Source organism: Terrisporobacter glycolicus ATCC 14880 = DSM 1288, from assembly GCF_036812735.1.
GTDB lineage: Bacteria > Bacillota > Clostridia > Peptostreptococcales > Peptostreptococcaceae > Terrisporobacter > Terrisporobacter glycolicus.
Window position 1 is genome coordinate 428,879 of record NZ_CP117523.1, and the last position, 14,047, is coordinate 442,925.

Consider the following 14,047-nt stretch of genomic DNA (forward strand, 5'->3'; position numbering starts at 1 on the left):
GGGAAATTCATATGGATGACTTAAAATATTGGAAAAATAAATGGACAGAAGTTGGTAGGGACTATATTTTAAATAAAAAAACAACAGAAGAAACTATAGCAGTTTGGGATGAAAGTTCAAAAACTTATGATGAAACTGTTAGCAATAGTAGAATTAATATTATTTATAAATTAAAGGAAGATTACATAAATGAAGATAGTATAGTTCTTGATTTAGGATGTGGAACGGGAGCTTATTCTATGGAATTAAGTAAAATATGCAAAGAAGTTCATGCTATGGATTATTCTGATGGTATGCTAAATATTCTAAAAGCAAAAATATCTGAAAATAATATTAAAAATATAAAAGTAATAAAAAATGATTGGAATAACTTAGATTTAAAAGCAGAAGGTATGGACAAAAAATATGATTTTGTAATTTCTAGCCTTAATCCAGCTTGCTATAATCCTTCTAGTTTAATGAAGATAAATGAAGCATCTAAAGGAGTATGTTGTTATATAGGTACAGATGGAAAAGGACAAAATAAACTTCTAAACAAAGCTGATGATGAAATTTTAGGAGAAAGGATTAAAGGGTGTGACATTAGTAATATAATTTATCCTTTTAATATATTATATTTTAGTGGATATAATCCAATCGTATTTTATATTCCTTGCAATTGGGAAGGCAGAAATACTTATGAAAAAGGAGTTAGCAAGTTAATAAATAGATATAAGGATTTAATAGAAATCAATTATAATGTAGAGGAAAAAATTAAATACTTTGTAAAATCTCATATGGAAGGGAATTTGTTTATAGATAAAAGTGAAAATAATTTGGGCGTTATATTATGGCGAGCTATATATAAATAAGTAAATTAAAACACCCCAATTGTTAGAAGTTTTGTTGAACAACTGGGGTGTCATATAAATTTTATTTTAATTTTAAAAAAGCTAGCAAAATAAGAGTTACTCCGCTTAACCATGAAAGATTAAGTTCACTTTTCTGTGCAATTTTGTTACCTAAAAAGCAACCAAGTAATACAGCAACCATATTTATTACAAGTGAAAACAATATAATTTCAACATAATTTGTTACCATAAGCCCTGTACTAAAACCAGCTGCCAGACCATCAAGAGAAAGAGCCACTGCCAAAGAGAAAGACTCCTTAGGAGAAAGTTCATAAGAATGATCCACGTCTGCCTCTGTGCCATCTAAACAAACTCTAAGAAAAAACTTAAAATCAAATAGTTTAAATGATAAATCCCGACTTAGAGTGCCACTTTTAATTAGAATAGCTTTCAAAGTACTATCAAATAATTTAGCCATGCCTAACATTAATAGCACTGTAACACATATACTAGTGGTAAAAGCGCTAGGAATATACTTGCTTATAATACTACCCATAAAAAGGGAAATAGCCAAAATAGTAGAGCAGACTAAGTTAATTGTCATAGCTGATTTAAAGGGAATTTTTATTTTACTTGTTCCATAAGCAAAACTTGCTACAAATGCGTCCATTGAAAGGGCAGAAACAAGCAAAATTGCATCTAGTGTGGATAAGGAATTTAGTGCATGAAACATAGATGACCCCCTATTTTTATATATTAGAAAATTACAAAGTAATCCTGTCAAAGGCAAATGATTGCTTTGTATTAACAATATATTGTAAAAGGAGAACTTATGTTACAATTTAAGATAGAAATATAAATGAACACTATCATCACAGATGTTTAATGGAGGAAGAAATGGTCAGAATAGCTTTTTTACTTATTACTTTATTAGCAATAATAGTTGTAACTTACAAAAGAATAAGTCAAAAACAGTTTCAAAGTGGAAAGAAACTAATTAAGGATATAAACAATCAATATAAAGCATTATTTAAAGAAAGAAGCTCAACATTCAAAATTGGTCAATCAATAACCATATTATTGTCACAAGGATTTTTAATATTTGCGATATTAATAGGCGTTTTTAGATTACTACCTGAAGATGTGGGCAATAGCTACAATATTATTTTAAAAATCTTATCTATAGTCATGACTTTTCTATTTATGTATTTTGTTGTAGGGTACTTGCTATTATCTATTTCAAGAGTATACAAATATCTATATAAAATTGAAGATAAAAACACAAAAACAGATTTATTAATAAGCTATTTCATAATAAGTATGTATATGACAATTTTAATAATATTTCCCGAGCAATTTGGCGAAAACTATAAAATAGGATTGGTTGGAGTAGGAATAAGTTATTTATTAACACTAAAAGTTTTACTAAACATAATAAGAAGTCCTAAAATTATAAAATATCATGAACATCACACAGAAGAGGACTATATAGATGAGAATGAACGTCATAGAAATATTACCACAATTTCAGGCATAATTTTGATTATGGTGATTTTAAGTTTGGGACTGGCTGTATGTTTTGTTAGTAACAGCAGTGTGGGAGCTTATAGCAACAACCCAAGTTATTTTGATTTATTTTACTACACAATAATTACCTTTGCCACAATAGGTTATGGAGACATAAGTCCTGTTTCAACTGGAGCGAAACTAATGGCAGTAATTATTTCAATAACAAGTATACTATGTCTTACAATATTTTTATCTTCAGTAATGTCTTATAAAAACGAAGAATAGATTTTATATAAGACAACTTCTACAAAAGAAGTGTTATTTATGAAAAAGGGGGATTTTTCATGGAAGATAATAAAAGCCTGAGCATTAAGGATAAGATAGAAAAATATCTTATGCCACTGGGCATGGTTGGTGTTGTATTTTATATGGCTCATATTATACTGGGGAATATATTGTGGCTCTTACACAAGAGAAAATGAAAGAACTGGGTAATTTTATTTTAATAATGGCAATAATAATAACGTTATGTGGAATTATGAATCCAATTTCCATGAAAATAGGACTGAATATACTAGGACTAACAGAAAGATTAGTTATCTATTCATTGCAAATATTAATATTTGTTCTATCTTTTTATTACACAAAATGTGATAAATAGAAAGAATTAGCAATAATCTTGAGATTTTTTTCATCATATGATATACTAATGCTTATTAAAATGAAATAATAATAAAGAAGGTGAGAGTATGGCAGTAGGAGAAAAAACATTAGCTACAAACAAAAAAGCTAGACATGAATATTTCATAGAAGACACTTACGAATGTGGAATAGAATTAAAAGGAACAGAAGTTAAATCAATCAGAGCAGGGAAAGTTAACTTAAAAGAAGGCTTCGCATCTGTAGATAACTCTGAAGTTTTTCTAAAACAAGTTCATATAAGTCCATACGACCAAGGGAACTCTTTTTACAAAGCAGATCCTCTTAGAGTTAGAAAATTATTACTTCATAAATATGAAATCAGAAAGCTAATAGGGGCTACTACTATAAAAGGTTACTCTTTAGTTCCTATGAGAATGTATCTGAAAAATGGTAAGGTAAAACTTGAGCTAGGTTTAGCAAAAGGTAAAAAACTTTACGACAAACGTCAAGACCTTGCTAAGAAAGATGCACAAAGAAGAATAGAAAGAGAAATGACTGGTAAATACTAAGAAAATTAGTAAATTAATTCTAGTTGATTTTTATCTTAAAAAGATATATATTATATATACAGTATAGCAAGTTAATAAGGGCGTAACAGTTTTGTGTACCCCTTTATATAAAATTAAATATTGAATTGGTGAAAGTTTGCAAATTGAGCAGTCTCAATGACTTTAAACTCCTATGGGGGTGTAAAGGTTTCGACGTGGGTTCGGAACTTGGGGCAGCGTGTCGTGTTACTCTGGGTCACGTAAAAACTGGGGAACTTAAAACAAACGCAAACGATAATTACGCTTTAGCAGCTTAATGCTGCTTGTCCCGCCTGAGCCCTCCTGCCGGCTAGGCCTGGACATCATTTATGCAGGGAACTACTATTAGGGTGTCTCGACTATTAGTGGATTAATTGGGACTGGCCAAAGCTAGAGTTTGTCACTGGACGCTAGCTGAGGCGAGATACTAAAACAGCTGACTACGCACGTAGACGCAACGAGGAAAAAGCTTACGGACAGGGGTTCGACTCCCCTCATCTCCACCATTCAAACCCTCGAGAAGGGGATAAGGAACTACTAAGTTTATGGCTTAGTAGTTTTTTTATTATATTCATCAGAGGTATGTGATATAACTATGTAGAATATTACAAAAGCAAATTTAATTTAATATAGCTTTGTAATAATAGGAGGGCAATATTGGAGTATAAGATACAATAATAAGAAAAAACAACTGTTAGTGGTGCGGAACATGAGACAAAGGAACTATTATATTTAATGAATTTTTCAAAAGTATGCAATGATTATTATCATAAGCCAGAGAGATAAATTATTAACTTTTTTAATAATTACTTTTTATATAAATCAGTGTTTCATTGACATTGTCTATATGCAATTGAAAATAGAAGTAAGGTATATAGTTCCTATAGTGCAATTAAATTAATGAAGATTTAATCAGTTCATATTAAATATAACTATGCTAAAGTGAGGTGAGAGTATAATTTTAACTAAAAGTTCAAATAAAAAGTAGTTTATTAAAAACAAAATGTATATTTTTATAAAAGGGGGAAATCAAGATGAATAAAAAAATTGTTTCATTATCTTTAGCAATATCTTTAGTTATGAGCAATTTAAACTTTGCTTGCATTTCGTTTGCAGACGAAACTAATGAAAAAATCATATCAGAACAAAGTAGTGATAATAATAACTCAATAAAATTAAATAAATTGTCATCATTATCACAATATAGAAATTTAACTTCTTATGAAGATTATAGTTATGGTTTTTCGGATTCTGGAATTACCATAAAAGGCTATTTAGGTAGAGATACAAGTATTAGCATACCTAGTGAAATTAATGGTATAAAAGTTGTAGCGATAGAAAATGGTGCATTTAGAGGGTGTAGTAGTTTAACAAGTGTAGAAATTCCAGACAGTGTAACAAGTATAGGAGAATCTGCATTTAGGGAATGTAGTAGTTTAACAAGTATAAAAATTCCAAAAGGAGTAACCAGTATATCAACATTTGCATTTTATGAATGTAGTAGTTTAACAAGTGTAGAAATTCCGAAAGGAGTAACAAATATAGAAGACTATGCGTTTAGTGGGTGTAGTAGTTTAACAAGTATAGAAATTCCAGAAGGAGTAACAATTATAGGAGCGTGTATATTTGACAGATGTAGTAGTTTAACGAGTATAGAAATTCCAGACAGTGTAACAAGTATAGATAGCTCTTCATTTTATAGATGCAGTAGTTTAACAAATATAAAAATCCCACAAGGGGTAACAAGTATAAAAGGAGATGTGCTATTTAGTGAGTGTGATAACCTATTATCTATAAATGTAGATGAAAACAATCAAGTATATAAATCAATAGATGGTATTTTATATTCAAAAAATGGAAAAGAACTTATTGTAGTTCCACAGAGAAAAACAAATGTTACTATAGCACAAGGAGTAACAAGCATAGCAGATTATGCATTTAGTGAATGTAGTAGTTTAACAAGTGTAGAAATTCCAAAAGGAGTAACAAGTATAGGAGAATCTGCATTTAGTGGATGTAGTAGTTTAAAAAGTGTAGAAATACCAGAAGGCGTAACAAGTATAGGATATTATGCATTTAGTGGATGTAGTAGTTTAAAAAGTGTAGAAATTTCATATAGTGTAATAAGTATAGGAAATGAAATATTTAGTGAGTGTAATAACCTATTATCTATAAATGTAGATGAAAACAATCAAGTATATAAATCAATAGATGGTATTCTATATTCAAAAAGTGGGAAAAAACTTCTTTTAGTTCCAAAAGGAAAAACAAGTGTAGAAATACCAAAAGGAGTGACAAATATAGAAGACGATGCATTTAGTTATTGTAGTAGATTAACAAGTATAGAAATTCCAGAAGGAGTAGAAAGTATAGGAGTTAATGCATTTGTTTACTGTAGTAGTTTAACAAGTATAAAAATACCAAGAAGTGTAACAAATATAGGATATGTAGCAAATATAAATAATTGTGTATTTATGGGATGTGATAGTTTAACTATATATGCATATATTGGATCCTATGCTGAGTATTATGCAGAACGATGCTCTATATTATTTAAGGCTTTAGATGCCACAGATATTTCAAGTTCAGATGTTACGGTTAAGACTATAAAAAATCAACTGTATACAGGTAAACAAATAAAACCAGAAGTGATTTTAAATCAAGGGAATAAAACATTACAAAATGGAACAGATTACAAATTATCATATACTAATAATATAAATGTAGGAGAAGCAACAATTACAGTTGAAGGAATTGGTCATTATTCAGGTTATAGAAAAATAACTTTTAAAATAATTCCTAAAACTGTAACAAATGTAAAAGCATCATCATCATCATATAGCAGTAATAAAGTAACATGGAGTAGTGTATCAGGAGCAAGTGGATATGAAGTTTACAGAGCAACAAGTAAAAATGGAACATACTCACTGATAAAAACAGTAGAGTCAGGAGATACATTAAGCTATACAAACACATCACTTATAACAGGAAAATCATACTACTATAAAGTAAGGGCGTATTCAATTATAGAAAATGAAAAAGTATTTGGTGATTATTCAGAAATAGTATCAGCAAAACCATCACTTTCTAAACCTACAGCAAAATCAACACCATCAACTTATAGTAGCAATAAAGTTACTTGGAATAAAATATCAGGAGCAAGTGGATATGAAGTATATGTAGCAACAAGCAAAAGTGGAACATATACACTTAAAAAGACAATAACTTCAGGAAGTACATTAAGTTATGCAAATACAGGATTAACAACAGGAAAAACATATTACTATAAAGTAAGAGCGTATAGAACAGTAAATGGAAAGAAAGTATATAGCAGCTATTCAAGTATAGTATCAGCAAAACCATCACTTTCTAAACCAACAACAAAGGTAGCATCATCAACATATAGTAGTAATAAAGTTACTTGGAATAAAATATCAGGAGCAAGTGGATATGAAGTATACAGAGCAACAAGTAAAAGTGGAACTTATTCAAAGGTAAAAACAATAACAAGTGGAAGTACACTAAGTTATACAAATAAATCACTTACAACAGGAAAAACATATTACTATAAAGTAAGAGCGTATAGAACAGTAAATGGCAAGAAAGTATATAGTAGCTATTCAAGTGTAGTATCAGTAAAACCATCACTTTCAAAACCTAGCATAACACTTAGTACAGCAACTAAAAAAGCTTATATTAAGTGGAATAAAATATCAGGAGCAAGTGGATATGAAATTTATAGAGCTACAAGTAAAAGTGGAACTTACTCAAAGTTAAAGACTATTACTAGTGGAAATACAGTATCTTATACAAATAGTAAGTTAACTAGCCAAAAAACATATTACTATAAGATAAGAGCTTATAGAGTTTTAAGTGGTAAGAAGGTATATAGTTCTTACAGCAGTGTGAAATCTATTAAAGTTAAATAAAGATAGTATAAACAAAGACTTCATTCCTAGATGACCATTGTGGAAAATTTGTATAGGATGATGCAAAAAATTGTGGGTATGATTTGTAGCCATTCATCTCCACCATTCAAATACACAAAACCGTATTGATAAGTAATATCAATACGGTTTTTATTGTACAATGAAAAAGTTGGATTTATAATATAATTGATTATTTATTTAATATTATCGGGGGGAATAAATTGAGTAACTTAAGATTTAAGAGTTCAGACGATGTTAGGAATTGTATTAATTTACAAATAAATGAGAGTCATCCAATAGTAAAATCTTCATATCATAATGAATTAGTACTTTTTATTGGTTCAGGTTTATCTATACATTTAGACATTCCAGGATGGACACAATTTGCATCAAAATATGTTGAATTAGTTAAAACTAGTAATAATATAAATTATAAAACAGAAAATGATTTGAAAAAGATACCAGATAAAAAGAAAATTTTATCTTTATGTAGATTTATGGCTAAGAATTCTAATATAGATGAAGAGATAGTTAAATCATGGTTTGATATAAAAGAAGAAAAACTAGTTAATTCTCAAATATATAAGATGTTATACAATTTAAATGCTATATATATAACAACAAATTACGATAATGCGCTAGACTTAATGTCAAAAAATATAAAAAAGAATGAAGTAAACATTGGGATTAATTTTGATAATAGTGTAGAGATATTTAAAGATGAGAAGAGAGTTTATTATGATGTAAATGAATTTGTATATGATAAAATAATGAAATCTGGAAACGTGATACATATACATGGAAGTAAAAATAATTTGGAAAGTATGGTTATATCTAATGAAGATTATATAAATAGATATGGATATAATATTTCATCATATAGTGAAAATCCAAATCATAGAATATATTCTGAGTTTTTAAAAAATGTATTTAATGGGAAATATACGATTTTATTTATTGGTTATGGGCTAGAAGAAATAGAAATACTTCAATATATGTTCGAAAATACACTAGAAAATAATCCTAATAATGCAAATAGCAGGTTTATGTTATTAGGAGGTTATGCAAGTGACTATGGATATATAGATATACTATCTCAATATTATTCTGATAATTATGGGGTTACTATATTACCATATGATATCACAGAAGAAGGTTATGATAAGGAGATTGAGAGGTTTTTATCAAAATTAAATTATTGGAAGGAAAATAGAAAAGGGAGATTAAAAGTTGATTTAGAATTATTGGAGGATATATAGAATATGGAAATAAGTGAAAAGGATCAAAAGATAGTAAAAAGGGCAAAAGAGAATAAAGATTTTGAACCATATTTTTTTGAGAAAATAATAGAAAAAAAAGATATTAAGTGGTTTAACCTTTTAAAGGGAAAAGGATTCTTTGATATAAGTAATATACCAACTGCAAAAGATAATGAATATTTAGAAAAGTGGTATTTATTAGAATACATTAAAAGCATTTTGACATATGAAGAAAATAATACGCAGCCAGATGTAATTTATGAAATTAAATCTTTATTAAAAAATATATCTAACAAAACTAATAATTATAAAGTATTGCAACAAAGCTTAGAAATACTTTATCTAATACCGGTAAATCTATATGATAATCAGTATTTAGAAGAAATACTAAATAATTTACTTACTAGTAGTATAAATATAATACCGAACATATTAAATTTTATATGTAAATTAATTAATAAAGAAGAGTTTGAAAAAAGTATATGTTCTTTAAAAATAGTCATTAATTACATGTTATTTAATAATATGAGAGCTGATTATTTAATGTATGGAATGAATGAGTATATAGAAATATTGTATAAAAACTATTCAGAAGAATTAATTAAGAATTTTATTGAAGTAATAGAATCATATTTACTTGTAGAGCAATCATCAAGGAATATCGAGGATGATAGAATACAAATAAAAGCAGATGCAAAATATTATACAATAGAAATAAATGATAACGTAGTATTAAGTCATGAATTCATAAATAAAAGTAGTGATTTGGAAAAAATAAATGTAGGGATTAAATCATTTAAACAATACAATAATGATCAAGATGTAGATAAGGTTACTAAATTATTGTATGGAGATTTATTTTCTAAAGAAAGCTTAAAATCAATCTATTCTGATGAAATTTATAGCATAGATACTTTTGATTATATAGTTTATTTAATAAAAGAAATAATAGAAAAGTATTATTATAATAGCAGCAGTATACAAAAAACTGTTATTTATATGATTAATAATAAATATGATTTTATTATTAAATTAGGTTTGTATGGACTTAACTATTTAGTAAAAGAAAATAATAAATTATTTGATACTATTATAGAATCTAATAAAGATCAATTTAATTATATTATTAGATTTTATATATTTGATGAAGATATAAAATACTTATTTAATAGCTTAACATCAATTAATGAAAAGAGTATAGAATTAATTGACGATATAATTGATCAAGGTGAGTACATAAATCATAATTTTGGGATAGAATTTAATGATATTTGGAAACAAAAAAGATATGAGGCTTTATCTAAGATATCATATTTTAATGATAAACTTAAAAATATAAAGGAAAAAACTAACATGGATGTTGAGCTAAGACCTTGTATTTCAATTGGAGAAGCTTATGTAATTAAGGATGTATCAATAATTACTTGTAATGATATAAAGCAAATGTCAAATTATGAACTAGTAAAAAAAATGAAATCATTTAGGCCCATTAAAAACCATGAAGTGCATGAAGAAAACTCATATAGAGGTTTTGGCATAGAAATAAAAAAAGCTATAATTCAAGAACCTGAAAGATTTTATGAAAGTTTGGATATATTTAAAGATATTCCTAATGAGTTTATGGCTTATATAATAGACGCCTTTGATGAATTAATAACAAATAATAAGAATATTAAATGTAGAAATCTAATATTACTATTTTTTAAATACATTGAAAGACCAGAATTTTGGTCAGATGTAGATAAACATAGATACGGATATGAGGTTATTTTGAAAAGAATTTTTAGATACTTAGATAGATATTTAAATAATGATAAAATAGAATTTGATAAAGAAATCTTGAATACTATCTTATATATTTTAGAGATATGCTATACAAAAATAAACTATGAAGAATATCAAAGTGAAATTATTAATAATGATGATTACTTATTTTATATTTTAAATAATTTAGTATGTTTAAATAATATGGTTTTATTATCCTTAGCTTTAAAGATAAAAAGAATTGACCTGAATGATATGGAAAAAATATTAAATGTACAATTGTTTGATTTGTATAATAAATTATCAAGAAAATGTCCTAGAAATTTGTATCTAATTATGGGATACCATATATCTCAATTGACTTATATTAATGAAGAGTGGATTAAAACAAAAATAGTAGATGATTTTAATGATAGAGAGTATTTTATAATTGGATATTTATTAAATTCAAATGTTTATGAAGAATACTTTAAGATAATGAGGCCAGATTATGTTAAATATATAGATACTGATTATAGTGACAAAAATATAATAAATGGATTAGTAGGACATATAGTTATTTCATATTTTAATAAATTTAAATATGGAAAAGAATTAATAGACACACTGATAAATAAATCAGATGATAATATTTTACTTAGTATTATTAAGCATTGCAAAATGATAAAACAAGAAAATTTATTAGAAGTTATATCTTATGAAGAATATACTAATAATATAATGTATATTTGGGTTAATATAAATAAAATATTAGAGGAAAAAACATATAAAGATTTAAGCAAAATAATGAAAGAAATAACTGGATTTATAAGTAAATTTGACAATGTAAATAATGATATAAAGTTAATTCTTGAAAAAAATCTTCCATATATGTCAGATGATTTCTATACGTATAATTTAGTTAACTATTTAAACATTCAGAAGGAGAAAGTGGAAGATGAAAATATATATTTGTTGAATATAATTAAGTCATTTTTATGTATATCAACACCTATTTATCCGGAAAATGAAATACAGAAGTTAGTTGATTATATAAATAAATATGATAAGGAATCTATAATTGATATTTATGATTGTTATTTAAATAAAAATAAACAATATACTTTTTTAGGTATTTATATCCGAAATATTCTAGCAGAATAGAACTGATGTTAAAAATATATTAGTGATATAAAAAATATATTAATTTTTATTTAAATTACAAAGTTAATATATAGGGGATAAAGTTATATATAATTTAATATCTAAACAGAATTGTGGATTTAATTGTTGCAAATCATCTCCACCAATACATAAGCGTGGAAACGTAGAATACTTGGAATTACTAGACCTTATAGTTTGGTAGTTCCTTTTATTTTGTCTTTTAACACACAATCAGAAAGATACACTACAAGATGGTAAATAAATTGGTAAAATGTATAAAAATGCATATTGTGATTAAAAAAAGAAGCCAATATTTAAAGTTAGTGAAATAATATATCTTAAGGTTATAAGGGAGATATATGAGAACTATTTACTTTAGTGTAGAAGCTATCCAAGTTAAAAAAGATTAGATTTAAGTGTTAAAATTGTAACATTTATTTTAAAGAATATAAACGTATTTATATAAATTAGAGTAAAGATATATATCATATAAGTGGGTTATATGTTATAACAATTCAATGAGCTTGAAAGGACCTACTTAAATATTGAGATATGCATGTCAAAAGTAAAAGTTATTATAGAAGGTGTACTACTAAATAATTATATAATTAAAATTAAACTTAATTATTATCTAAATTTAATTTAAGATAACATTATTACAAATCCTTAATAATTTGAAAAATTATAGAAATGTGATTAGGAATCATATAGTATATTCTTAAATATGTGCAATTGGGAAATATATGGTAAAGATGGAGGTGAAAGTATAAGCTACCAAGTTGAGTTTACTCATAAATATAGTGTTTATTCTAAAAAATGAAGTACAAGGGCTTATATAGCATTAACAATAGCATCTCAAACAAATTAGTGAAAAGGATAATAATATGAAAGCTAAAAAATACATAAATATTTATATTTTATTAATCATGATTTTTTTAAGTGGATGTAAATCAAATAATTTACAAGGATATGTTGATGAAGGCGTTTATAAAAATGATTATTTTGGATTTACTGTATTAGAAAAACTTGCATATGAGTTTGGAAATATTAACCAAAATGAGATGAATTTAAATTCATTTACAGCGATACCTTTATTTAAACTACTTGATCAAGATAGTAAAGATACGATAGAAGCCTACTGCTTTAGCAAAAAAGAGTCAATTGAAAGCTTTGTAGAAGATTATGTTTCTAAGGAACTAAATAAAGATAATGTAAAAGAAATACCTTGTAAAGATAAAGAAGCTGGATACATTGCAAGAGAGTTTAAAGATAATGAAAAATCATATAAATTATATTTTAAAGAGAGTAAGGGACATTACATAATGTTTAAGACTACATATAAAAAAGAACGAGAAAAGGATATAAGAACACATTATGTAACTACTATTTATATTGAAAATTAGTTTGTAAGATATGTATGAAAGCCATTTATTTTAGTGTAGAAGCTATTTTAAATGGCTTTTTAATATTTTATAATACTTTAAAATCTTTGGGAAGCTTGTGTGTTAAAGTAATACTAATATGTTCAAAAGGTAAAGATTGACAAAAATCATTACAAGCATTGAGTTGGTGTTATAATATAAGAAAGGTCGCAATTGTATAGTGTTATGAAGTTAAATATTAAGGAGTTTGAAATAATAGATTTAAGGGATAAAGCCAGAACTCTTAAAATTAGACATACATGTGGTATACATTGCTTTAAAAAAAATGAGTATAGCGATAGAGTTAGAATAAAAAGGGGGAGTTATGATGAATCCAGTAATAACTATAAACTGGGAACTATTATTACAAGTTATTGTTACTATAGCTTTGTTATTATATATATTAATTAAAATAGTAAAACACATATTAAGATAGTAAATTTATAGAACAAATTTGATTTACTATTTTAATCTATTACGAACTAGAATGGTAGGAGCAGAGCTTCTACTTTTTTATGTTGTATTATGAATGTTTTTTGCGTTTCCAAAACGGATAAAATGAGTACAACAATTTTATATCTATGAAAAATCACTTATAAAAGCTTTAGGTATCCACAAAAATGTTGACACCTTACAGTTAGCATAAATACTCACAGCCGAAAATTCGGCCATGAAATTAATTGCATGGAGAAAAGAGAAATATGAGCTTTATGAAGATAGTAAACATGAAAAACTGAACTTAAAAAGCTAAGTAATGTTAAGGTTAAAACCTCACAAAACCTCACTATTATACAAGGTGTAAAGTTTTTAACACCCTAATAGACCCTAACAAAGACTATACGACTATAAAGTAATATATAATTATAACATATGAGAAAGGTTCTAAGTATTGGAAGTAATTATGAAAATAAATAAGTAAACGTATTTTCTTAACATTACGAAAATATGTTTAGCAATTGAAAA

The 14,047-nt window shown here is 26.3% G+C and carries 10 protein-coding genes and 1 other RNA gene; 10 read left to right on the top strand and 1 reads right to left on the bottom strand.

Annotated elements, in window-relative coordinates; genetic code table 11:
* Positions 1-11: 11 nt before the first annotated feature.
* Positions 12-851, top strand: a complete 840-nt coding sequence (locus TEGL_RS02265; RefSeq protein WP_018592470.1) for a class I SAM-dependent methyltransferase — start codon at positions 12-14, stop codon at positions 849-851.
* Positions 852-912: 61 nt separating this feature from the next.
* Here the strand turns inward: TEGL_RS02265 and ytaF are convergent, their stop codons facing one another.
* Entirely contained in the window at positions 913-1,563 is a 651-nt protein-coding gene (ytaF, locus tag TEGL_RS02270) for a sporulation membrane protein YtaF (protein ID WP_018592469.1), read from the bottom strand.
* Between the two features lie 164 nt (positions 1,564-1,727).
* On the opposite strand from ytaF, the gene TEGL_RS02275 reads away from it, so the two are divergent.
* The 9 genes from TEGL_RS02275 (at position 1,728) to TEGL_RS02315 (ending at position 13,066) form a co-directional block, all read left to right on the top strand.
* Complete coding sequence (locus TEGL_RS02275; RefSeq protein WP_018592468.1) at positions 1,728-2,624, top strand: potassium channel family protein; 897 nt, start codon at positions 1,728-1,730, stop codon at positions 2,622-2,624.
* Positions 2,625-2,683: 59 nt separating this feature from the next.
* Positions 2,684-2,821, top strand: coding sequence for a hypothetical protein (locus tag TEGL_RS02280; RefSeq protein ID WP_018592467.1), 138 nt, complete (start codon positions 2,684-2,686; stop codon positions 2,819-2,821).
* Positions 2,797-3,000, top strand: coding sequence for a hypothetical protein (locus TEGL_RS02285; RefSeq protein ID WP_154650666.1), 204 nt, complete (start codon positions 2,797-2,799; stop codon positions 2,998-3,000). The genes TEGL_RS02280 and TEGL_RS02285 overlap by 25 nt, the downstream gene beginning before the upstream one ends.
* Before the next feature lie 88 nt (positions 3,001-3,088).
* Positions 3,089-3,550, top strand: a complete 462-nt coding sequence (smpB, locus tag TEGL_RS02290; RefSeq protein WP_018592465.1) for an SsrA-binding protein SmpB — start codon at positions 3,089-3,091, stop codon at positions 3,548-3,550.
* Between the two features lie 174 nt (positions 3,551-3,724).
* Positions 3,725-4,074: a transfer-messenger RNA gene (gene ssrA / locus TEGL_RS02295) on the top strand.
* Positions 4,075-4,602: 528 nt separating this feature from the next.
* A complete protein-coding gene (locus TEGL_RS02300; RefSeq protein WP_018592463.1) occupies positions 4,603-7,497 on the top strand; it encodes a leucine-rich repeat protein in 2,895 nt (964 codons plus the stop codon).
* A gap of 221 nt (positions 7,498-7,718) precedes the next feature.
* Positions 7,719-8,756, top strand: a complete 1,038-nt coding sequence (locus TEGL_RS02305; RefSeq protein WP_018592462.1) for an SIR2 family protein — start codon at positions 7,719-7,721, stop codon at positions 8,754-8,756.
* 3 nt (positions 8,757-8,759) lie between these two features.
* Entirely contained in the window at positions 8,760-11,663 is a 2,904-nt protein-coding gene (locus TEGL_RS02310; protein WP_018592461.1) for a hypothetical protein, read from the top strand.
* Positions 11,664-12,547: 884 nt separating this feature from the next.
* Entirely contained in the window at positions 12,548-13,066 is a 519-nt protein-coding gene (locus TEGL_RS02315; RefSeq protein ID WP_018592460.1) for a hypothetical protein, read from the top strand.
* Positions 13,067-14,047 lie beyond the last annotated feature (981 nt).

Coding starts and splice junctions, on each gene's coding strand:
- TEGL_RS02265 (WP_018592470.1), top strand. CDS start 12: ATGGATGACTTAAAATATTGGAAAAATAAATGGACAGAAGTTGGTAGG.
- ytaF (WP_018592469.1), bottom strand. CDS start 1,563: ATGTTTCATGCACTAAATTCCTTATCCACACTAGATGCAATTTTGCTT.
- TEGL_RS02275 (WP_018592468.1), top strand. CDS start 1,728: ATGGTCAGAATAGCTTTTTTACTTATTACTTTATTAGCAATAATAGTT.
- TEGL_RS02280 (WP_018592467.1), top strand. CDS start 2,684: ATGGAAGATAATAAAAGCCTGAGCATTAAGGATAAGATAGAAAAATAT.
- smpB (WP_018592465.1), top strand. CDS start 3,089: ATGGCAGTAGGAGAAAAAACATTAGCTACAAACAAAAAAGCTAGACAT.
- TEGL_RS02300 (WP_018592463.1), top strand. CDS start 4,603: ATGAATAAAAAAATTGTTTCATTATCTTTAGCAATATCTTTAGTTATG.
- TEGL_RS02310 (WP_018592461.1), top strand. CDS start 8,760: ATGGAAATAAGTGAAAAGGATCAAAAGATAGTAAAAAGGGCAAAAGAG.
- TEGL_RS02315 (WP_018592460.1), top strand. CDS start 12,548: ATGAAAGCTAAAAAATACATAAATATTTATATTTTATTAATCATGATT.